The organism is Pseudomonas putida (assembly GCF_028682455.1).
GTDB classification, from domain to species: Bacteria; Pseudomonadota; Gammaproteobacteria; order Pseudomonadales; family Pseudomonadaceae; genus Aquipseudomonas; species Aquipseudomonas putida_AA.
The window spans coordinates 124,691-146,978 of record NZ_JANHLD010000003.1; the positions used below are offsets into that span (position 1 = coordinate 124,691).

Consider the following 22,288-nt stretch of genomic DNA (forward strand, 5'->3'; position numbering starts at 1 on the left):
CACACTTGAGTCGGGACGGCCCCACGGGACCGTTTTACTGTTATGAAATCCAGTGTACCCGAACAACTTTTGCGAGACATAGGGTCATCAAGCGACCCTATAGTCACCTGCAGTCACGCCGTGCGCACCGCGCCCCGCTTGGCCTGGTGACCATAAGCCATGACACAGTTACGCCCGGCGCCCTTGGCGCTGTAGAGAGCCTGGTCGGCCGACTTGAGCACTTCGTCGGGGGAGCGGTGATCGACCAGCCGCTCGCTGACACCAATGCTGATCGTCACCGACACGCTGGAGGCCGCCGACGCTCCGCGACGCTGGCGACCTTGCTGGTCGTCCTGGGGGCGGCTGTCCTGGTTGCGTAGCTGGATGTTGTAGTTGGCGATCACCTCGCGCACCGCCTCAAGGTGCGGCATGCACTCCTCGATGCTTTTGCCGGCAAACACCAGGGCAAATTCCTCGCCGCCATAGCGGTAGGCACGACCGCCACCGGTCACCTTGGACAGCTTGCTGGCCACCAGGCGCAGCACCTGGTCGCCCACATCGTGGCCGTGGGTGTCGTTGAATTTCTTGAAGTGATCGACGTCGGTCATCGCCAGCACATAGTTGCGGCCCAGCCGCTGCATGCGTTCGTTGAGGGCACGGCGACCAGGCAGACCGGTCAGCTCATCGCGAAAAGCCATCTGATAGGCCTCATGGGAAACCGCCGCGGCGATCATCAGCATCACCTGGCTGCACATGATGTTCAGGGTGAACGGCAGGATGAAGGTTTGCGGCAGCATCCAGAAAATCCCGATCAGGCCGATGATCTGCGCGGCATGCAGCGGCCTGGGCTCGCGCAGGTACTGCACCACCAGCACCCCGAAGGCAACGAAGAACACCGGGTAGGCCAACTGGATCAGGCTCATCCATTGGCCATGCAGCGACGGCCAGCGAATCTCCGCCAGCCAGCCGAGCAGCACCTGTGGGTAACTCTGCTCCAGCCCCAACGCCACACTGCCGACCGCCAGTAGCACGGCGAAGCGCGCGATCATGTCCTGGAACAGGTGCGTGCGCTCCTGCCAGGCGCCGTACAGCGTGAACATCAGCGGCAACAACAGACAAACCAGGTGGAATACGACGGCCGCATCCTCGCGTACCCGGCCATTGTCCCGATAGAAATCGGTCTGGGTATCGAGCAGAAAATAGGCGATGTACACCGTGACCATCAGGAACAGTTCACGCTGACGGCGGTAAACGGCGCAGTAGGCGCCCCCCAACAACAGGACCAGGGTAGGCAGTACATTGAACAGCGACGTGAAGAAGACACTGAGGTCCCTCACATAGGCAGCCGCGAGCCCTGACACCAGCAAACAGACGGATGGCAGGAAGTGGCTCGGGCGTACAGCGGATAAACGAAACAAGGGTAATCTCCGACCCGGCAGATCAATAATGGCATTGTGCCTTTAATGTGTCGGCAGCGCACATGAATAGATGAGCGCCATTGTCGGAGATGGTACGAGCGGGCTTGAGCCCGCTCCCACAACAAGCCCGCATCTACAGGGCAAAAAAAAACGCCTGCCGGTGAGGGCAGGCGTTTTCGCTACAGCGCTTTGACTCAGTACGAGAGACCGAAGTGCTCTTCGTTCATGTCCATCAGGTTGTTGGCACCCGACAGCATGGTCGCCACGTGAGCACGGGTACGCGGCAGGATGCGCTGGAAGTAGAAGCGCGCAGTCTGCAGCTTGGCGGTGTAGAAGGCTTCTTCGCTGGTACCGGCAGCCAGTTTCTCGGCAGCCAGGCGTGCCATGTCGGCCCAGAAGTAGGCCAGGCAGGCGTAGCCGGAGTACATCAGGTAGTCCACCGAGGCGGCACCGACTTCTTCACGGTCTTTCATCGCAGCCATACCGACCTTCATGGTCAGCTCGCCCCACTCTTTGTTCAGTTGGGCCAGCGTTGCGACGAACTCGCTGATGGCTTCGTTGCCTTCGTTACCCTGGCAGAACTTGTGCACGATCTTGGTGAAGCCCTTGAGCGCTTCGCCCTGGGTCATCAGCACTTTACGGCCGAGCAGGTCCAGTGCCTGGATACCGGTGGTGCCTTCGTACAGCATGGAGATTCGGCTGTCGCGAACGTTCTGCTCCATGCCCCACTCGGCGATGAAGCCGTGGCCGCCATAGATCTGCACGCCGTGGTTGGCTGCCTCGAAGCCGACTTCGGTCATGAAGGCCTTGGCGATCGGCGTCATGAACGCCAGCAGTGCGTCGGCTTTCTTCTTCTCTTCTTCGTCCTGGCTGTACTTGACGATGTCGACCTGCTTGGCAGTGAAGTAGACCATGGCGCGGTTGCCTTCGGCGAACGCCTTCATGGTCAGCAGCATGCGACGTACATCCGGGTGCACGATGATCGGGTCAGCAGCTTTGTCCGGTGCTTTCGGGCCGGTCAGCGAACGCATTTGCAGGCGGTCGCGAGCGTATTTCAGGCCGCCCTGGAACGCCACTTCAGCGTGGGCCAGGCCTTGCAGCGCGGTACCCAGTCGAGCAGTGTTCATGAAGGTGAACATGCAGTTCAGGCCTTTGTTGGCCGGGCCGATCAGGTAGCCGGTGGCAGCGTCGAAGTTCATCACACAGGTGGCGTTGCCGTGGATGCCCATCTTGTGTTCGATGGAGCCACAGGACACCGCGTTGCGCTCGCCCACGGTGCCTTCGGCAGTCGGCAGGAACTTCGGCACGATGAACAGGGAAATACCTTTGGTGCCAGCCGGCGCATCGGGCAGGCGGGCCAGAACGATATGGACGATGTTGTCGGCCATGTCGTGCTCACCGGCCGAGATGAAGATCTTGGTGCCGGTGACTTTGTAGGAACCGTCGGCCTGAGGTTCGGCCTTGGTGCGCAGCATGCCCAGGTCGGTACCGCAGTGAGGCTCGGTCAGGCACATGGTGCCGGTCCACTCACCGGATACCAGCTTGGTCAGGTAGGTCTCTTGCTGCTCGGCGGTGCCGTGCTCGGAGATGGTGTTCATCGCACCGTGAGACAGGCCAGGGTACATGCCCCAGGACCAGTTCGAGCCACCGACCATTTCGCTGACCGCCAGGCCCAGCGACTCCGGCAGGCCCTGGCCGCCGTGATCGACGTCATGGGCCAGGCTTGGCCAGCCGCCTTCGACGAACTGCTTGTAGGCTTCCTTGAAACCGGTCGGGGTCTTAACGCCCGACTCGCTCCAGGTGCAGCCTTCCAGGTCACCCACACGGTTCAGCGGAGACAGTACCTGTTCACAAAACTTGGCGCCTTCTTCGAGGATGGCGTTAACCATGTCTGGAGTGGCGTCCTGGCAAGCCGGCAGGCTCTGATAATGCGCTTCGTAGCCGAGCAGCTCGTCACGAACGAAGCGAATATCACGCAAGGGGGCTTTGTAATCAGGCATAGCGATGAACCTCGGCTGATGAATCCTGGATAGGGAGACCGCGATATACCGACCAGCTCTAGGCGGCTTTCGGTCAAACAGTTGTTTGAAACATACGTTTACGCCGAAAACTTGTCAAGCATCAACCAGAGGGCAGTTCTGCCATGCCAGACTGCGCGATCGTCGTGAAAAAATCCGCCAAACAGGCGGCCGAGTGCCTGCCTGCAAGGCCAGGGCACTGATACTCAAAGATTAGTTGAGCCGCGCAGCGTGGGCTGCGGGCGCGTCAGGTGGCGGTGCAGATCAAGCTGGCGAGCATTTCGTCCGATGCTTTGGCCAATTTGGCACCTCATTCGACCGGGTGCCTGGCCTGGGCATCTGCCTGACAGCCCCGAGCTAGTCCAGCAAATCCAGCTGCAGGTGTTCGGCCACCAGTTCAGCCGAGGCCTGCTTGAGCTTGGGCACCCGCCCAAGGCAGGGCGCCGGCAAACGCTCGGCAAGGCTGGCGAGGTTTTCTTCCAGGCGCGAAGTGCGCGGCTCGACGATATTGGCAACCCAACCGGCCAGTTGCAGTCCGTCACGGGCGATAGCCTCGGCGCTGAGCAGTGCATGGTTGATGCACCCCAGGCGCACACCCACCACCAGAATCACCGGCAGCCTCAAGGCAATCGCCAGGTCCGACAGACTGGCCTCGCCCGACAACGGCACACGCCAGCCACCAGCCCCCTCGATCAGCGTGAAGTCCGCGCCCTGTTCCAGAATCTGCCGCATGGGCGCCAACAGCGCTTGCACACTCAACGCCACACCCGCCTCACGGGCTGCCAGGTGCGGCGCGATCGCAGGTTCGAAGGCGAAGGGGTTGATTTGCTCATACGGCAGCTTGACCGAACTCTGCGCAATCAATGCCAGCGCATCATCATTGCGCAGCCCCTTTGCGGTGACGGCGCACCCCGACGCCACGGGCTTGGCGCCCAGGGTGCTGAAACCCGCTTGTTGCGCCGCGTACAGCAAACCTGCGGCAATGGTCGTCTTGCCGACGTCTGTGTCGGTACCTGCGATGAAATAGGCTGGGCTCATCTCACTCCCCTTCTACCAACGGCTTTTGCAGTACACCGTAGACCACTTGGTAGGTGGCAGGCAGGCCTTGCTCCTCACGAAACTGTTCATAGGCCTGCAACAACCCCTGCATGCGCGCCCGTCCGGTCAAGCCGGCAGGACGACCAGGGTTGAGGTTGTGCGCGCCCAGGGCCTTGAGTTCATGGGTCAGGCTACGCAGGTCGGGGTAGTGCAGCACATGGGGACGGGCCTCCAGGCCCAGCACCTGCAGCTCACTTTCGGCACACAACCGTTGATAGTCCGCCAGCTGACGGAAGCGGTTCACATGCACCAGCCCGTCCACCGCCTGCCAGCTCGCGCGCAGTTCATCCAGGGTGCCAGCGCACAGGCTGGCGAAGGCCAGCACGCCACCCGGCTGCAGGACTCGATGGGCCTCGGCGAGCACTGCACGAAAGTCCGAGCACCACTGCACTGCGAGGCTGGTGAAGATCAGCTCGATACCGGCATCGCTCAGCGGCAGGCGCTCCGCATCACCGGCCACGTGGTAGTGCGCCCCGCCCAGCGTTCGCGCGTGCTGCAGCATGCCTTCGGCAATGTCCACGGCGATGCCGCTTGCCTGTGGAAAACGTGCTTGCAAGACACGGCTGAAATAACCGGTGCCGCTGCCCAGGTCCAGCCAATGGCGGGGATCGGTCTCGCTTGGCAATTGCTCGAGCAAGCGGTTGCCAACCGCGCGCTGCAGCTCGGCGACACTGTCGTAGCTGGCCGCGGCGCGGGAGAACGAGGCTGCCACCTGACGTTTGTCTGGCAGCACTGCAGGCAAGCCCGGTTGGGAAAAATCAGTCATCGCCACTCTCATGTACAAAGGCCTTGATTGCCGCCGCCAACTCATGCGGTGTTTCCATCACAAAACCATGAGCACTGTCTTCCAGCAGCCCGACTTCCACGTCGGGCAGTTCTTCCAGCAACACCCCGGCGACTTCGGCCGGCACCAGCCCGTCGCGCCCGGCAAACAGGTGCAATTGCGGGCCGCCATAGGCCTGCAACGCCGCCCGGGTGTCGAGCTTGCCGAGCACTTCGAGCCCGGCCACCAGCAGTTCCGGCGCTGGGTCCGGCAGGCTGGCGGCGAGCAGGCGTGCCAGGCTGCGCGGTTCTTCAGCGCCCTGGCTGCACAGCGAAACGAAGCGTTTGAGGGTGACCTGGGTGTGATAGCGGCAACCTTCGAGAAAGGTCTGGAAGGTGTCTTGCGCCATGCCATGAGGCCAGTCCGGGCGGCTGACGAAACTGAGGTTGCTGCCCAGGGTGATCAACCCGCGGCAATCATCGCCGCGCCGTGCAGCCAGCTCGGCGGCGAGCATGCCGCCCAGCGACCAGCCGCCCAGCCAGACAGTGCGTGGCAACTGGCGGTCAAGCTGGTCGAGCCAGTCCTTCGGGTCGTGGGAGGCGAGGTTGGGCAGCGCCTGGATCTCGACCCGCAGTCCCGGGTCGATGGCCCGCAGGGACGCCACCAACGGCTGCAAGGTAGAACTACCCAGGCCCCAGCCTGGCAACAGAATCAGGTGATTACGCATCAGCAGGCTCCAGCAGCGGATAACAGTCAGCCAATGCATCCAACAATAGCTGTACCTGCGCCTCACTGTGCGCCGCGCTCAAGGTCACCCGCAGGCGTGCGCTGCCGGCCGGTACGGTCGGCGGGCGAATCGCGGTCACCAGCAAGCCGCGCTCGCGCAGCATCTGCGACAGGCGCAAGGCCCGGGCACTGTCGCCAATCAGGATCGGCTGGATAGGCGTGAAGCTATCCATCAACCGCAGGCCGATCTGCTCGGCGCCGCGGCGAAACTGCTCGATCAAGGCTGCCAGGTGCTCACGCCGCCAGTGCTCGCCGCGCAGCAGCTGCAGGCTGCGCAAGGTAGCGCAGGCCAGGGCCGGTGGCTGGCTGGTGGTATAGATGTAGGGGCGGGCGAACTGGATCAGACATTCGATCAACTCGTCGCTCCCTGCGACAAATGCGCCGGCCGTGCCGCAGGCCTTGCCCAGGGTGCCGATCAGCACCGGCACCTGTTCATCGCTCAAGCCAAAATGCTCGACGACCCCGCCGCCGTTGCGGCCCAAGGTGCCAAAGCCGTGGGCATCATCGACCATCAGCCAGGCATCGCGCGCCTTGGCCGTCGCCGCCAGCGCCGGCAGGTCGGCAATATCGCCGTCCATGCTGAACACCCCGTCAGTGACCACCAGGGTGTTGCCCACCGCCTTGTCCAGACGGTTGGCCAGGCTGGCCGCATCGTTGTGCAGGTAGCGGTTGAAGCGCGCGCCACTGAGCAACCCGGCATCGAGCAGCGAGGCGTGGTTGAGACGGTCCTGCAATACCGTGTCGCCCTGGCCGACCAACGCCGTCACGGCGCCCAGGTTGGCCATGTAGCCGGTGGTGAACAGCAACGCCCGCGGGCGCCCGGTGAGATCGGCCAGCGCTTCTTCAACCTCGTGATGCGGGGTGCTATGGCCAATCACCAGGTGGGAGGCGCCGCCTCCTACGCCCCAGCGCTCGGCGCCAGCGCGCCAGGCGGCGATCACCTCGGGATGGTTGGCCAGCCCAAGGTAGTCGTTGCTGCAGAACGCCAGCAGCGGTCGTCCGTCCACCACCACCTGCGGGCCCTGGGGGCTCTGCAGCAAGGGGCGCTGGCGGTACAGGTCGGCAGCGCGGCGTTGTTCCAGCCGCGCGCGAAGATCAAAGGCCATGGCCGCCTCAGGCCGAGGCGGCGTTGTAGAACAGCTCGCTGCTCTTCTGCTCGATCAGTGCCTGCTCGATGGCGGCCTGATGAACCTCGTCGGCATGCTCTTCACGGGCCTCAGGCTGGATGCCCAGGCGGGTGAACAGCTGCATGTCCTTGTCGGCCTGCGGGTTGGCGGTGGTCAGCAGTTTTTCGCCGTAGAAAATCGAGTTGGCGCCGGCGAAGAACGCCAGTGCCTGCATCTGCTCGTTCATCGCCTCGCGACCTGCAGACAGGCGCACATGGGATTTGGGCATCAGAATCCGTGCGACGGCGAGCATGCGGATGAAGTCGAACGGGTCGACCTCCTCGGCATTCTCAAGCGGCGTACCGGCCACCTTGACCAGCATGTTGATCGGCACCGACTCCGGGTGCTCCGGCAGGTTGGCCAGCTGGATCAACAGGCCCGCGCGGTCGTCCAGCGACTCGCCCATGCCGAGGATCCCGCCCGAGCAGATCTTCATCCCGGCATCGCGTACGTAGGCCAGGGTCTGCAGGCGTTCGCTGTAGGTGCGGGTGGTGATGATGCTGCCGTAGAACTCAGGCGAGGTGTCGAGGTTGTGGTTGTAGTAGTCCAGCCCGGCCTCGGCCAGGGCCTGGGTTTGTTCCTGGTCGAGCTTGCCCAGGGTCATGCAGGTCTCCAGGCCCATGGCCTTGACCCCTTTGACCATCTGCAACACGTAGGGCATGTCTTTGGCCGACGGGTGCTTCCAGGCCGCACCCATGCAGAACCGGGTGGAGCCGATGGCCTTGGCGCGGGCCGCCTCCTCCAGGACCTTCTGCACTTCCATCAGCTTCTGTTTTTCCAGCCCGGTGTTGTAGTGGCCGGACTGCGGACAATATTTGCAATCTTCCGGGCAGGCGCCGGTCTTGATCGACAATAAGGTGGATACCTGGACGCGGTTGGCGTCGAAGTGCGCGCGATGCACGGTTTGCGCCTGGAACAGCAGGTCATTGAACGGTTGCTGGAACAGCGCCTTGACCTCGGCCAGGGTCCAGTCGTGACGTGTTGTTGCAGTTGTGCTGGCGCTCATCGGCGGTTCCTTGTTTAGGCTTTGTCTGGCGCCGGTACAGGAAACCCGCCAGCGCATCACGGATAGTTCGCATAGTTAAGGAAGCTCGATGCGCTGTCAACCACGACTCAAAAGCATGGTTTACAAGTGGTTAAATAATAACCATACCTGTTTGCTCTGCAACGAACCCGCCGAACAGCCCTACCCGCTGTGCGTGCCCTGTGAGGCCGAGCTGCCCTGGTTGCAGGACGGCTGCCAGGTCTGTGCCCTGCCCCTGCCGATGCAGGGCCTGACCTGCGCCCAGTGCAGCCGCCGCACACCCGCCTACTTTCGGGTCGAAGCGCCCTGGTACTACGGATTTCCACTGGATGCGCTGATCAGCCGCTTCAAATACAACAGCCAGTGGCCATTGGGGCATCTGCTGGCCCAACTGCTCGGTCGCTGGCTGAGCCATTGCTACAGCGAAGGCTTGCCGCGCCCGGCGTTGCTGATACCGGTGCCACTGGCCCGGCGCCGCTTGCGCCAGCGCGGCTACAACCAGGCGGCGATGCTGGCGAGGTGGCTGAGCGGGCACACCGGTATCACCTGCAATGAGCAAGTGCTCAAGCGCCTGATCGACACACCCGCACAACAAGGCCTCAAGGCCCGGGCGCGCCAGCGCAACCTGCGCCATGCCTTTGCCGTGATCAATCCCCACCTGATCGAGGGCCGGCACCTGGCGCTGGTCGACGATGTGCTGACCACCGGCGCCACCGTCCAGACCTTGGCCAGCCTGCTGCTCAAGGCGGGCGCGCGACGGGTCGATGTCTACTGCCTGGCCCGTACGGCCAAGCCTGGCAGCGCTTGACTTGCTGCCAGGGTGCGGGCACTTTCACCGCTGACGATTCCTATATGCCTGCCCTCACTCATGTCCTTGCCCGCCCTGCTCACCCAGCACATCGTTCGCCGCCCGCAACGCATTGCGTTGCTGCAGCACATCGCCGAACAAGGCTCGATCACCCGCGCGGCAAAGAGCGCTGGCATGAGCTACAAGGCAGCCTGGGATGCCATCGACGAACTCAACAATCTGGCCGCCAAACCCTTGGTGGAGCGCAGTGTGGGTGGTCGCGGCGGCGGTGGGGCCAAGTTGTCCCAGGAAGGCCAACGGGTGCTGCGCCTATACCAGCACCTGCAAGCCCTGCAGACCCAGATCCTGGAAGCCGCCGAAGACGCCAGCGACCTCGACCTGCTGGGGCGCCTGATGCTGCGCACCAGTGCCCGCAATCAACTGCACGGGCAAGTCAGTGCGATTGAGGCACAAGGGCATTACGACCGGATCACGCTGGCCCTTGCCGGCGACTTGAGCATCGATGCGCTGATCACCCGTGACAGCACCCAGCGCCTGGAGCTCACCCCCGGCACCACGGTTGTAGCCTTGATCAAGGCAGGCTGGCTGACCTTGCTCAGCCCGCAGGAACAAGCGCTGGAGGGCTACAACTGCCTGCAGGCGACGGTCGAGCAATTGCTCGACAATGCCCCTGAGCCCACTGAAGTACGCCTGGCCCTGTGCAACGGCCAGACCCTGTGCACCTTTGCCGAACCCGCCTGGCTCACAGCCCATGGCATTGTTGCCGGCAGTGAAATACGCGTGCAGTTCCAGCCGTCCTATGTGCTCATCGGCACCCCGTTATAAAAACCGACACAAAACCGTCATGACCCCTGACTAAGGTGACTGCCAAAACCGCAGGAAGCCTGTCATGAACCTCTTGAAAGACCATCAGCAAACCGACCTCGAACAGCTTGTCAACCTCAGCCGTCGACGTTTCATCGGTGCCGGCGCCCTGTGCGGCGCGGCCCTGTTCCTGAGCGGTAATGTGCTCAGCCGTAGCGTCATGGCCGCCAGCATCGGCGCCGCCAACAGCAGCCTGCTCGGCTTCACCAGCATTCCGGCGGCCACAGCCGACAGCATCAGCCTGCCACCGGGCTACAAGGCCTCGGTACTGATCAGTTGGGGCCAGCCCTTGCACGCCAACGCTCCGGCCTTCGATGCCTCGGGCACCGGCACGGCCAAGGACCAGGAGCTGCAGTTTGGCGACAACAATGACGGTATGAGCCTGTTCCCCTTCCCGGATGACGACAACCGGGCGCTGATGGCGATCAACAACGAATACACCAACTACCGCTACCTGTTCAGCCATGGCGGCCAGCCGGCCTCGGCCGAGGATGTACACAAGGCCCAGGCTGCCGAAGGCGTCTCGGTGATCGAGGTCAAGCGCAGCAACGGCCAGTGGCAGTTCGTCCAGGGATCGCCTTTCAACCGACGCATCCACGGCAACACGCCCATTCGCGTCAGTGGCCCGGCCGCCGGCGATGCCTTGCTCAGAACCGGCGCAGACAACAGCGGCCGCAAAGTGCTGGGCACCTTCCAGAACTGCGCCAACGGCAAGACGCCCTGGGGCACCTACTTGACGTGCGAAGAGAACTTCACCGATTGCTTCGGCAGCAGCGACCCGGCCCAGGTATTCGATGCCGGGCAGAAACGCTACGGTGCGTCGGTCACCGGTAAAGAGGTGGGCTGGCACCAACACGACCCGCGCTTTGACCTGGCCAAGAACCCCAATGAGCTGAACCGTCACGGCTGGGTGGTGGAGATCGACCCGTTCGATCCGGACTCGACCCCAGTCAAGCGCACTGCCCTGGGCCGGTTCAAGCACGAGAACGCCGCCCTCGGTGAGACCCTCGATGGCCGAGCCGTGGTCTACATGGGCGACGATGAACGCGGTGAATTCATCTACAAGTTCATCAGCCGCGATCGCATCGATCACAAGAATCCCAGCGCCAATCGCAGCCTGCTCGACCACGGCACCCTGTATGTGGCGCGCTTCGACGACGGCGACAACAATGCCGACCATCCGCGAGGCAAAGGCCAGTGGCTGGAACTGACCCACGGCAAGAACGGCCTGATCGCCGCCAATGGCTTTGCCAGCCAGGCCCAGGTGCTGATTCACGCTCGCCTCGCCGCCAGCCAGCTCAAGGCCACGCGCATGGACCGCCCGGAATGGATCGTCGTCAGCCCCAAGGATGGCCAGGTGTATTGCACCCTGACCAACAACGTCAAACGCGGCGAAGAAGGCCAACCGGCGGGCGGTCCCAACCCCCGCGAGAAAAACCTCTACGGGCAGATTCTGCGCTGGCGTGAAACCGAGGACGACCACGGCGCCATGAGCTTCGACTGGGACCTGTTCGTGGTCGCCGGCAACCCCTCCGTGCACGCGAGCGACGCCAAGGGCGGTTCGAGCAACATCACCGCGCAGAACATGTTCAACAGCCCCGATGGCCTGGGCTTCGATGCCGATGGCCGGTTGTGGATTCTCACCGACGGCGACTACAGCAATGCCGGCGACTTTGCCGGAATGGGCAATAACCAGATGCTCTGCGCCGACCCGGTGAGCGGTGAGATCCGCCGCTTCATGGTGGGTCCGGTGGCTTGTGAAGTGACCGGTATCGCCTTTGCGCCAGACCAGCGCACCTTGTTCGTCGGCATCCAGCACCCTGGCGAAACCGGCGGCTCGACCTTCCCGGATCACCTGCCCAACGGCAAGCCACGTTCATCGGTGATGGCCATAAGCCGTGAAGACGGCGGCATCGTCGGCACCTGAACATCTTCGGTAGGAACGGGCTTGCCCTGCGCTCGCGATGTGGCTGACACACCGCTAGCGCAGGGCAAGCCCGCTCCAACAGATGTGCGGTACCATGCCTGCATGATGCGGCCACCTGCCGCACAGCAGGAGCGAACATGTCCCACCCCTTCGAAACACTTACCCCCGACCTGGTCCTCGACGCCGTGGAGAGCATCGGCTTTCTCAGCGATGCCCGTGTGCTGGCGCTCAACAGCTATGAGAACCGCGTCTACCAGGTGGGCATCGAAGGGAGCGAGCCGCTGATTGCCAAGTTCTACCGCCCTGATCGCTGGACCGATGCGGCAATCCTCGAAGAGCACAACTTTACCTCCGAACTGGCCGAATGCGATGTACCCGTGGTGGCGCCACTCATCCACAACGGCGAAACCCTGTTCGAACACAGCGGCTTCCGATTCACCCTGTTCCCCCGCCGCGGCGGCCGCGCACCGGAACCGGGTAACCTGGACCAGCTCTATCGCCTTGGCCAGCTACTGGGTCGCTTACATGGGGTCGGCGCCACGCGCCCGTTCGAACACCGTGAAGCCCTGGCGGTGGATAACTTCGGCCATGCCTCGTTGAACACCCTGCTCGAAGGCAACTTCGTACCCAAGAGCCTGCTGCCGGCGTTCGAGTCGGTCGCCCGCGACCTGCTCAAGCGGGTCGAAGCCGTGTATGCCAGCACCCCGCACCAGACCATTCGCCTGCACGGTGACTGCCACCCCGGCAACATGATGTGCCGCGACGAAGTGTTCCACATCGTCGACCTCGACGATTGCCGCATGGGCCCTGCGGTTCAAGACCTGTGGATGATGCTCGCCGGTAGCCGCCAGGAGCGCCTGGGCCAACTGACCGAGCTGATGGATGGCTACAACGAATTCCACGACTTCGATCCGCGCGAACTGGCCTTGATCGAACCATTGCGCGCCCTGCGCCTGTTGCACTACAGCGCCTGGCTCGCGCGCCGCTGGGACGACCCGGCGTTTCCACGCAGCTTCCCATGGTTCGGCCAGGAGCGTTATTGGGGCGATCAGATACTTGCCCTGCGTGAGCAGATGGCTGCCCTGGATGAAGAACCGCTGAAATTGTTCTGAAGCGCGGGCCAGACTGTCTACAATAGCCACTGCTTTTAGTTAGCTGCCTAAGCAAGGAATCTGCATGCACGCCGCCAACCCGCGCCGCGGGTACATCCTGGGCCTGAGCGCCTACATTATCTGGGGCTTGTTCCCGCTCTACTTCAAAGCGCTGCAAAGCGTGCCCGCCGTAGAAATCATCGTTCACCGAATACTCTGGTCGGCGCTGTTCGGCTCGCTGCTGCTGCTGGTGTGGAAACACCCCGGCTGGTGGCGTGAACTGCGTGACAATCCCAAGCGCCTCGCCATCCTGGCGCTGAGTGGCTCGTTGATTGCCGGTAACTGGCTCACTTATGTGTGGTCGGTGAACAACGGCCGCATGCTCGAGGCAAGCCTGGGCTACTACATCAACCCGCTGATCAACGTGCTGCTGGGCATGTTGCTGCTCGGCGAGCGCCTGCGACGGTTGCAATGGGTGGCGGTAGGCCTGGCGGCGGTGGGAGTGGCACAGCAGGTCTGGCAAGTGGGTAGCTTGCCTTGGGTTTCACTGGTGCTGGCACTGAGCTTCGGCTTTTACGGCCTGATCCGCAAACAGGCGCCGGTAGCGGCCCTGCCCGGCCTTGTAGTGGAAACCTGGATGCTGGTGCCCCTGGCCATCGGCTGGCTGCTGCTCAACCCCCTGGCAACCAGTGCCCAGCCAAGCTTCTACAGCAGCACCGAGGCGCTCTGGCTGATGGCTGCCGGGCCGGTCACGCTGGTCCCGCTGGTGTGCTTCAACGCCGCCGCCCGGCACCTGCCCTACACCACCCTGGGCTTCTTGCAGTACCTGGCGCCCACCCTGGTATTGCTGCAGGCCGTGCTGCTGTTTGAAGAGCATCTGTCGAGCAGCACCCTGGTCGCCTTCATGTTTATCTGGGCGGGCCTGGCCCTGTACAGCGTCGATGCCTGGCTGAGTTTGCGCCGGCGAAGCTGATCAAAAAACGTACAAACCTTTGCAGGCCACGTAATCCGTGGCCTGCAGCAACCTCTCCCAAGGTTATCCACACCCTCATCCCCGCGCTTTGTGCACAAGCCGCTGATTATTGGTGGTTTTTTGCTCAATCGAGGCAAAGCCACGGCCCGCCTGGGCTGGCGTCGGCTTCCCCCAGCTTATCCACAGGCCGGTCCCCGACAAATCGGGATAACTAGTCTTCCGGGCGCAGCTTGAGTTCCACCATCAAATCGTCGGCCAGCGCCTCGAGCTTGGTCTGCAAGCTATCCAGGGACAACGTCAGCGGCATGGCCAGTAAGGCATCGGCGTGAAACAGCGGTTCGCTGCTCATCGGTGCTGGCCGCACGTCGGTGGTAAAGCGCTCCAGGTTGACCCCTTGCTCGGCCAGTAGGCGAGTGATGTCGCGCACGATACCAGGGCGATCATTGCCTACCAGCTCCATCGCAATCGGTTTCCAGGTGCACGACGGTTCGATGCCGCTTTCGGCGATCAACACGCGAATGTCGTACTTTCCCAGGGCCTGTAGTGCCTCGACCAGTTCATCATACGACTCGGCCGGCACCGCCACCCGCAGGATCCCGGCAAATTGCCCGGCCATGCGCGACATGCGACTCTCCAGCCAGTTACCGTTATGCTCGGCAATGCACTCGGCGATACGCTCGACCTGGCCTGCCTTGTCCGGGGCGATTACTGTCAATACGAGATGATCCACGCGCCTTACCTCTGCTGGTTGCCCTTCGGACGCCCGAAAATCAAGGGCGCGCAGAAAGTATAGGCAAGGCGCGGCAACCTGCCGCAGCTGGCCCTCAGAACAAATCGTGTACTGTTTCAAGATTTATCTGGAACAATCTGCCACTTTTTTGAGAACATACTGGCTCCCAGCGTGACCCTCTGCGACCAAATGGTCGCAGAACGACGTATTTAGTCTGATTTTCACAACCGCAGCGCATCATGTAGTATGCCGCAGCGCGGACTACAAAACGTCGAATCGATGTCTGCCAAAGGCGCCTGTGAAAATACGCAACCGCCCGCCAGCCCGTCTGGCTGGCCGCACCCAGCCGCCCATAGGGCAAGTTCTGGTGCCGTGTTTAGAGAAGCGCGCAAGGCTTAAATAGAAGAGCTGAATAGCTGAGCAGAGTGAGGCAAGCAATGACTGAACACGTTCAAGTCGGTGGCCTTCAGGTCGCCAAAGTCCTGTTCGACTTCGTGAACAACGAAGCCATTCCTGGAACCGGCGTCAACGCCGAGCAATTCTGGGTGGGGGCAGAAAAACTCATCAACGACCTCGCTCCAAAGAACAAAGCACTGCTGGCCAAACGTGATGCACTGCAGGCACAGATCGATGCCTGGCACCAGGCGCGCAAAGGCCAGGCTCACGATGCCGTGGCTTACAAATCCTTCCTCCAGGACATCGGTTACCTGCTGCCAGAAGCTGCAGACTTCCAGGCCTCGACCCAGAACGTCGATGACGAAATTGCCCGCATGGCCGGCCCGCAGCTGGTAGTGCCGGTGATGAATGCGCGCTTTGCCCTGAACGCCTCCAACGCCCGTTGGGGCTCGCTGTACGATGCCCTGTACGGCACCGACGCCATCAGTGAAGAAGGTGGCGCAGAAAAAGGCAAAGGCTACAACAAGGTCCGTGGCGACAAGGTGATTGCCTTCGCCCGCGCCTTCCTCGACGAGTCCGCGCCGCTGGCGGCCGGCTCGCATGTCGACTCTACCGCTTACCGCATCGAAGGCGGCAAGCTGGTCGTTGCCCTCAAGGGCGGCAGCAACAGCGGCCTGCGCGATGACGCGCAACTGATCGGCTACCAGGGCGATGCCTCGGCACCGACCGCCATCCTGCTCAAGCACAACGGCCTGCATTTCGAGATCCAGGTCGATGCCACCACCCCGGTTGGCCAGACCGACCCTGCCGGTATCAAGGACGTGCTGATGGAAGCCGCCCTGACCACCATCATGGACTGCGAAGACTCCGTCGCCGCCGTCGATGCCGATGACAAGGTGGTGATCTACCGCAACTGGCTCGGCCTGATGAAGGGCGACCTGTCCGAAAGCGTCAGCAAGGGCGGCCAGACCTTCACCCGCACCATGAACCCGGACCGCGAGTACACCGCGCCCAACGGTGGCTCGGTCACCCTGCACGGTCGTTCACTGCTGTTCGTGCGCAACGTTGGCCACTTGATGACCATCGACGCCATCCTCGACAAGGACGGCAACGAAGTGCCGGAAGGCATCCTCGACGGCCTGATCACCAACCTCGCGGCGATCCACAACCTCAACGGCAACACCAGCCGCAAGAACAGTCGCACCGGTTCCGTGTACATCGTCAAACCGAAGATGCACGGCCCTGAAGAAGCCGCGTTCACCAACGAGCTGTTCGGTCGCATCGAAGACGTGCTGGGCCTCAAGCGCAACACCTTGAAGGTCGGCATCATGGACGAGGAGCGCCGTACCACGGTCAACCTCAAGGCCTGTATCAAGGCTGCCAGCGAGCGCGTGGTGTTCATCAACACCGGCTTCCTCGACCGCACCGGCGACGAAATCCACACTTCCATGGAAGCCGGCGCCGTGGTGCGCAAAGGCGCCATGAAGACCCAGAAGTGGATCGGTGCCTACGAGAACTCCAACGTCGATATCGGCCTGGCTACCGGCCTGCAAGGCCGCGCCCAGATCGGTAAAGGCATGTGGGCCATGCCGGACCTGATGGCCGACATGCTCGAGCAGAAGATCGCTCACCCACTGGCGGGTGCCAACACCGCCTGGGTACCTTCGCCGACCGCTGCCGCGCTGCATGCGCTGCACTACCACAAGGTTGACGTCTTCGCCCGCCAGGCCGAGCTGGCCAAGCGTGCACCAGCGTCGGTGGATGACATCCTGACCATCCCGCTGGCCACCGACACCAACTGGTCGGAAGAAGAAAAGCGCAACGAACTGGACAACAACGCCCAGGGCATCCTTGGCTATGTCGTGCGCTGGATCGACCAGGGCGTAGGCTGTTCGAAAGTGCCGGACATCAACGATGTCGGCCTGATGGAAGACCGCGCCACCCTGCGTATCTCCGCCCAGCTGCTGGCCAACTGGCTGCGCCACGGTATCGTCACCGAGGCCCAGGTACTGGAAAGCCTCAAGCGCATGGCGCCGGTGGTCGACAAGCAGAACGCCAACGACCCGCTGTACCGCCCGCTGGCACCAGACTTCGACAACAACATCGCCTTCCAGGCGGCGGTCGAGCTGGTCGTCGAAGGCACCAAGCAGCCAAACGGCTACACCGAGCCGGTACTGCATCGTCGTCGTCGTGAGTTCAAGGCCAAGAACGGTCTGTAAGTAACCTGTCGCGGGGCAAGCTCGCTCCTACAAGCTGTTTGTAGGAGCAGGCTTGCCCCGCGATCATTTGATCCCCAGTTCCCTGCGCACCAGTTCCATCAAGCGGTCCAGGTCAATCGGCTTGAGCAGGAAGTCGACGACACTCAAGTGCATCGCCGCAATGGCGTCCGGCACATCGGCATCACCCGACACGATGATGATCGGCAACGCCGCTTTCTCCGATTCGCGAATCTGCCGAATCAGCTCCAATCCGTCGAAAGGCTCCATGCGCAGGTCTGTAATCAACAAGCCGATATCGCGTTCGCCCTTCAGGTACGCCAGCGCCCGCTCGGCATTCTGCGCGGCCAGGCACGGGATACCTTTACTCTTGAGGTAGCTGCCCAGAGCTTCGCGCGCCTGTGCGTTGTCATCGACGATCAATACCTTCTGCGGCGCAGCCGTAGGCGCTGTCACCGCCGCCAGTGCTTCACGCTCGGCGTCACTCAGTATGTCGTCTTGGTCAGGCATGGCCGTCTCGTTGAAAATCATTCGAAAAATTTCCCTTGAATCAAGTTCAGACCGCTTTTGATCGGCTTGCAACCCACTGTCGTCGGCAATTTGACACCCGTCGTGTTTATCACCCTGGCCGTCGCGCCATTTAGACTTACGTCCAATGGGCACTGGACGCGTGGCGACCGACCATGAAAGCCGAAAACAACAAGGCCGGCGCCCCTGCGCTGCCATAAAGACGCGGTAAGGTTCATGAGCAAAATGGACGCCTTCGCCCAGGCAGGAAAGACTGCAGTACTGCAGAACATCCAAGGGACCCTGCAGTTTCTGCAACGCTTTCCACCGTTCAATCTGATGGAAAACGCCCACCTGGCGTTCCTGGTGGAACAGTGCCAGCTGCGTTTCTATGCGGCCAACGACAGCATCATCAAGCCCGGCGACGGGCCGGTCGAACACTTCTACATCGTCAAGCAGGGCCGCGTGGTCGGTGAGCGCCAGCACGTGACCCGCCCCGGCACCGAGACTACCTTCGAGATCACCAGCGGCGAGTGCTTTCCGCTCGCCGCCCTGCTCGGCGAACGCGCCACCCGCACCGAACACCTCGCCGCCGAAGACACCTTCTGCCTGCAACTGAACAAGGCTGCGTTCATCCGCCTGTTCGCGTTGTCCGAAGCCTTTCGCGACTTCGCCCTGCGCGGCGTCAGTAGCTTGCTCGACCAGGTCAACCAGCAGGTCCAGCGCCGCGCGGTAGAAACCCTGGGCACCCAGTACTCGCTCAACACCCGCCTGGGTGAACTGGCCATGCGTCACCCGGTGGTCTGCGACCGGCAAACGCCGCTGCGTGAAGCCGTGGCCCTGATGCACGACCAGCAAGTGGGCAGCATCGTGATCGTCGATGCACAGCGCTTTCCCATCGGGATCTTCACCTTGCGCGATTTGCGCCAGGTGGTGGCCGATGCCAGCGCCGACGTTGCCCAGCCCATTGGCGGCCACATGACCGCCAATCCGTTCTACTTGAGCCCCCAGGCCAGCGCCTTCGACGCAGCCATTGCCATGACCGAGCGACATATCGCCCACGTCTGCCTGGTGGAAGACAAGCGCCTGTGCGGCGTGGTTTCGGAGCGTGATCTGTTCTCCTTGCAACGTGTCGACCTGGTCCACCTGGCCCGAACCATCCGTCATGCCACGCGCATAGAAAGCCTGGTATCGCTGCGCGGCGAGATCGGCCAGCTGGTCGACCGCATGCTCGCCCATGGTGCGTCGTCGACCCAGATCACCCAGATCATCACCCTGCTCAACGACCACACCGTATGCCGGGTGATCGAACTGGCCATCGAGGACAAGGGCGACCCGGGTGTGCCCTTCAGCTGGTTGTGCTTTGGCAGCGAAGGCCGCCGTGAACAGACCCTGCACACCGACCAGGACAACGGCATTATTTTCGAAGCCCGCGATGCCGCCCACGCCGCCGAGATCCGCGGCCGCCTGCTGCCTTTGGCGCAGCACATCAACCAAGGGCTGGCCCAGTGCGGCTTCACCTTGTGCAAGGGCTACATCATGGCCGGCAACCCCGAGCTGTGCCTGTCGCGCGCCGAGTGGGCCCGACGCTTTGCCGCCTTCATTCGTGAAGCCACGCCGGAAAACCTGCTGGCCTCGAGCATCTACTTTGACCTGCGGGTGGTCTGGGGCGCCGAGGAGCCGTGCGAGCAGTTGCGCCAGAGTATCCTCGAGCAGGTTGCCGACAACCGCCTGTTCCAGCGCATGATGGCCGAGAACGCCTTGCGCCAGCGGCCACCGGTGGGGCGTTTTCGCGAGTTCGTGCTGACCCGCAAGGGCAACGACAAGGCCGCCACCCTCGACCTCAAGGTCCAGGGCCTCACCCCCTTTGTCGATGGCGCCCGCCTGCTGGCCCTGGCCAACGGCATCAGCGCCAACAACACCCTGGAGCGCCTTCGCGAGTTGGTCAGCCACGAGGTGATCGACCCGCTCGATGGCGCCGCCTATGAGGAGGCCTACCACTTCATCCAGCAGACGCGCATGCAGCAGCACCAGTTGCAGAGCCGGCAGAACCAGCCCTACTCCAACCGTGTCGATCCCGACAGCCTAAATCACCTGGACCGGCGCATTCTGCGCGAGTCCCTGCGCCAGGCCCAGCGCCTGCAAGGCAGCCTGGCCCTGAGGTATCAGCTGTGAGCCTGTTCACCTGGTTGCGCCCCCGACAGATCGAGGACAGCGTTCGCCAACGAGTCGCTGGAATCCCTGTCCCCGCGCCCCTGAACGATGACACCCTGCGCCGTCAGCGCTGGGTAGTGCTCGACCTGGAGACCAGCGGCCTGAACACCAATCGCGACCAGGTGCTGTCCATCGGTGCTGTGGTGATCGAAGACGGCGCGATCGACTTCAGCCAACAGTTCGAGCGCACCCTCTATCAACGCGATCACAAGCTCACCTCCAGCGTGCTGATTCATGGCCTGGGGCCCAGCGCCATTGCGGCCGGCTGCGACCCGGCCGAAGCCTTGCTGGACCTGATGAACTTCGTTGGCGACAGCCCGGTGCTGGCTTTCCACGCACCGTTCGACCAACGCATGCTGACCCGGGCACTGAAGGACCACCTGGGGTACCGCTTGCAGCATTTCTTCTTCGATGTTGCCGAGCTTGCGCCGCTGCTCAACCCGCAGATCACCCTGCGCGAAGCCGGGCTGGATGACTGGACCGCGTGCTTCGGCCTGGAAGCCATCGAGCGGCACAACGCCAGCGCCGATGCCATGGTCACCGCCGAACTGGCCTTGATTCTGTTCAGCCAGGCCCGGCGCCAGCAGCTGGACAGCCCGGCGTTGCTCGACCAGCAGCTGCAACGCTGGCGGCGTCGGCGCCACCAGAGTCATGGCTTCTAGCGTCTTCCGATGAGCGTCAATTGCGTTTAACAAACACATTCTGCGACAATCGCGAATAATTCTCGTTAGTTAACGCATCTTTTCGGGGAACACCTTGTCGTCCGTGCAAAGCCCACACAGTGAGCTGGTCGGTACCCTCTATCGCGACCACCGCAGCTGGCTACTCGCCTGGCTGCGGCGCAACATCGTCTGCGCCGAGCGCGCCGAAGACCTGAGCCAGGACACCTTCGTGCGCTTGCTCGGGCGCGATCAGCTGCCTGCACCGCGCGAGCCCCGGGCGTTTCTGCTGGCCATTGCCAAGGGCCTGTTGTTCGATCACTTCCGTCGCGCAGCCCTGGAGCAGGCCTACCTGGCCGAACTGATGCTGGTCCCCGAAGCCGAACAGCCCTCCCCGGAAGAACAACACCTGATCCTCGAAGACCTCAAGGCCATCGACCGTCTGCTCGGCAAACTGTCGAGCAAAGCCCGCGCGGCCTTCTTGTACAACCGGCTCGACGGCCTCAATCATGCCGAGATCGCCGAGCAACTGGGGGTTTCGGTGTCCCGGGTGCGTCAGTACCTGGCCCAGGGCATGCGCCAGTGCTACATCGCGCTGTACGGTGAGCCCACATGAACAACAAACCGGTCAGCGCCCGGGTGCTGGACGCAGCAATCGCCTGGCAACTGTGCCTCGACTCGGGCAGCGGCAGCAGCGAGGAGCGCGCCGAGTTCAGCCGCTGGCTCGCCGCCGACGAAGAGCACGCACGCGCCTGGATGCAACTGGGCATGCTCGATCAACGCTTCACCGCGGCGGCGGGCCCGGCGCGCCAGGCCCTGCTGCAGTCGCGCGCCAGCCTGCGCCAGCGTGTGCGCAAGCTGGGCCGCGGCGTCGCCAGCCTGGTACTGGTGGTGGGCTTGCTCAGTTGGGTCAGCGCGCACCAGTCGCTGGGCTACTGGCTGGCCGATCAGCGCACCGCGACCGGCGAGCAACGCACCCTGCGCCTGACCGACGGCACGCTGATCAGTCTCAACACCCACTCGGCGGTAGACATCCGCTTCGATGAAAAAGAGCGCCTGATCGTCCTGCACGAAGGGGAAGTTTCCATCGAAACCGGCCACAAGGACGACAGGCCGTTCGTGGTGGCGAGCGCAGACGGACGCATGCGCGCGCTCGGCACCCGCTTCCTGGTCAAGATGGAGGACCAGGGCACCCGCCTCAGTGTCCTGCAATCGGCAGTGGCGGCACGCCCCCAGGACAGCGGCGACGAGCAGATCCTGCATGAAGGCCAGCAAGTGCTGATGACCCACGATCAGCTCGGCAAGATTACCAGCCTGGGTGTCGGCGCCGATGCCTGGACCCGCGGCATGCTGGTGGTCGACAACGTGCGCCTGAGCGACCTGATCGACGAACTGGGCCGCTACCGCAGCGGTTACCTGAATGTCGCCCCGGAAGTGGCCGACCTGCGCATTACCGGCAGTTTCCCGCTCAACGACACCAACCTTGCCCTGACCTCGTTGCTGCCCACCTTGCCGGTGCAGATCGAGCAGCACACCCCGTGGTGGGTGACGGTGGTGGCTCGCCCCTAATCCCTTTTCGCGGGGCAAGCCCGCCCCCACCGATGGGAGCGGGCTTGCCCCGCGAAAGACCCGCAATACAAATCAAAATAAT

General features: G+C 62.9%; 19 protein-coding genes. 10 read left to right on the forward strand and 9 right to left on the reverse strand.

Going from position 1 to position 22,288, the window contains the following annotated elements; all coding sequences use genetic code 11:
* Nucleotides 1–113: 113 nt before the first annotated feature.
* From NPS58_RS17750 to bioB, 7 genes are all read right to left on the reverse strand, one after another.
* Entirely contained in the window at nucleotides 114–1,397 is a 1,284-nt protein-coding gene (locus tag NPS58_RS17750; protein WP_274116651.1) for a GGDEF domain-containing protein, read from the reverse strand.
* Nucleotides 1,398–1,591: 194 nt separating this feature from the next.
* Nucleotides 1,592–3,397, reverse strand: coding sequence for a phenylacyl-CoA dehydrogenase (locus NPS58_RS17755; RefSeq protein WP_274116652.1), 1,806 nt, complete (start codon nucleotides 3,395–3,397; stop codon nucleotides 1,592–1,594).
* 375 nt (nucleotides 3,398–3,772) lie between these two features.
* A complete protein-coding gene (bioD, locus tag NPS58_RS17760) occupies nucleotides 3,773–4,453 on the reverse strand; it encodes a dethiobiotin synthase (protein WP_274116653.1) in 681 nt (226 codons plus the stop codon).
* A gap of 1 nt (nucleotide 4,454) precedes the next feature.
* A complete protein-coding gene (bioC, locus tag NPS58_RS17765; RefSeq protein ID WP_274116654.1) occupies nucleotides 4,455–5,279 on the reverse strand; it encodes a malonyl-ACP O-methyltransferase BioC in 825 nt (274 codons plus the stop codon).
* On the reverse strand, nucleotides 5,272–6,003 hold the full coding sequence (locus NPS58_RS17770; protein WP_274116655.1) for an alpha/beta fold hydrolase: 732 nt from the start codon (nucleotides 6,001–6,003) through the stop codon (nucleotides 5,272–5,274). The genes bioC and NPS58_RS17770 overlap by 8 nt, the downstream gene beginning before the upstream one ends.
* Nucleotides 5,996–7,168 carry an 8-amino-7-oxononanoate synthase gene (bioF, locus tag NPS58_RS17775; protein WP_274116656.1) on the reverse strand — a complete coding sequence of 391 codons (1,173 nt, stop codon included), beginning with the start codon at nucleotides 7,166–7,168 and terminating at the stop codon, nucleotides 5,996–5,998. The genes NPS58_RS17770 and bioF overlap by 8 nt, the downstream gene beginning before the upstream one ends.
* Before the next feature lie 7 nt (nucleotides 7,169–7,175).
* On the reverse strand, nucleotides 7,176–8,234 hold the full coding sequence (gene bioB / locus NPS58_RS17780; RefSeq protein ID WP_274116657.1) for a biotin synthase BioB: 1,059 nt from the start codon (nucleotides 8,232–8,234) through the stop codon (nucleotides 7,176–7,178).
* Nucleotides 8,235–8,322: 88 nt separating this feature from the next.
* On the opposite strand from bioB, the gene NPS58_RS17785 reads away from it, so the two are divergent.
* The 5 genes from NPS58_RS17785 to rarD all read left to right on the forward strand — a co-directional run bounded on the left by NPS58_RS17785 (nucleotide 8,323) and on the right by rarD (nucleotide 13,915).
* Complete coding sequence (locus NPS58_RS17785) at nucleotides 8,323–9,060, forward strand: ComF family protein (RefSeq protein ID WP_274116658.1); 738 nt, start codon at nucleotides 8,323–8,325, stop codon at nucleotides 9,058–9,060.
* A gap of 60 nt (nucleotides 9,061–9,120) precedes the next feature.
* The gene (locus NPS58_RS17790; protein WP_274116659.1) at nucleotides 9,121–9,885 is read left to right on the forward strand and encodes a TOBE domain-containing protein; all 765 of its coding nucleotides are present in this window, start codon (nucleotides 9,121–9,123) and stop codon (nucleotides 9,883–9,885) included.
* 64 nt (nucleotides 9,886–9,949) lie between these two features.
* Nucleotides 9,950–11,851: a PhoX family protein gene (locus tag NPS58_RS17795; protein ID WP_274116660.1), complete on the forward strand. Its 1,902-nt coding sequence runs from the start codon at nucleotides 9,950–9,952 to the stop codon at nucleotides 11,849–11,851.
* 137 nt (nucleotides 11,852–11,988) lie between these two features.
* Nucleotides 11,989–12,963: a serine/threonine protein kinase gene (locus NPS58_RS17800; protein WP_274116661.1), complete on the forward strand. Its 975-nt coding sequence runs from the start codon at nucleotides 11,989–11,991 to the stop codon at nucleotides 12,961–12,963.
* A gap of 64 nt (nucleotides 12,964–13,027) precedes the next feature.
* Nucleotides 13,028–13,915: an EamA family transporter RarD gene (gene rarD / locus NPS58_RS17805; protein ID WP_274116662.1), complete on the forward strand. Its 888-nt coding sequence runs from the start codon at nucleotides 13,028–13,030 to the stop codon at nucleotides 13,913–13,915.
* A 211-nt stretch (nucleotides 13,916–14,126) separates the two neighbouring features.
* On the opposite strand, the gene NPS58_RS17810 is transcribed toward rarD, so the two are convergent.
* Nucleotides 14,127–14,645, reverse strand: a complete 519-nt coding sequence (locus NPS58_RS17810) for a glycine cleavage system protein R (protein WP_274116663.1) — start codon at nucleotides 14,643–14,645, stop codon at nucleotides 14,127–14,129.
* Between the two features lie 437 nt (nucleotides 14,646–15,082).
* Here NPS58_RS17810 and NPS58_RS17815 point away from each other — a divergent pair, with 437 nt between their 5' ends.
* Entirely contained in the window at nucleotides 15,083–17,260 is a 2,178-nt protein-coding gene (locus tag NPS58_RS17815) for a malate synthase G (protein ID WP_274116664.1), read from the forward strand.
* 63 nt (nucleotides 17,261–17,323) lie between these two features.
* On the opposite strand, the gene NPS58_RS17820 is transcribed toward NPS58_RS17815, so the two are convergent.
* Complete coding sequence (locus NPS58_RS17820) at nucleotides 17,324–17,767, reverse strand: response regulator (RefSeq protein WP_337994269.1); 444 nt, start codon at nucleotides 17,765–17,767, stop codon at nucleotides 17,324–17,326.
* Between the two features lie 234 nt (nucleotides 17,768–18,001).
* On the opposite strand from NPS58_RS17820, the gene NPS58_RS17825 reads away from it, so the two are divergent.
* From NPS58_RS17825 to NPS58_RS17840, 4 genes are all read left to right on the forward strand, one after another.
* Entirely contained in the window at nucleotides 18,002–19,939 is a 1,938-nt protein-coding gene (locus tag NPS58_RS17825; RefSeq protein ID WP_274116666.1) for a DUF294 nucleotidyltransferase-like domain-containing protein, read from the forward strand.
* A complete protein-coding gene (locus NPS58_RS17830; RefSeq protein ID WP_274116667.1) occupies nucleotides 19,936–20,640 on the forward strand; it encodes a 3'-5' exonuclease in 705 nt (234 codons plus the stop codon). Before NPS58_RS17825 ends, NPS58_RS17830 begins: the two co-directional genes overlap by 4 nt.
* A 94-nt stretch (nucleotides 20,641–20,734) precedes the next feature.
* Nucleotides 20,735–21,253 (forward strand): RNA polymerase sigma factor, encoded by a 519-nt coding sequence (locus tag NPS58_RS17835; protein ID WP_274116668.1) that lies wholly within the window; start codon nucleotides 20,735–20,737, stop codon nucleotides 21,251–21,253.
* Nucleotides 21,250–22,206: a FecR domain-containing protein gene (locus tag NPS58_RS17840; protein WP_274116669.1), complete on the forward strand. Its 957-nt coding sequence runs from the start codon at nucleotides 21,250–21,252 to the stop codon at nucleotides 22,204–22,206. The genes NPS58_RS17835 and NPS58_RS17840 overlap by 4 nt, the downstream gene beginning before the upstream one ends.
* Nucleotides 22,207–22,288: the final 82 nt, after the last annotated feature.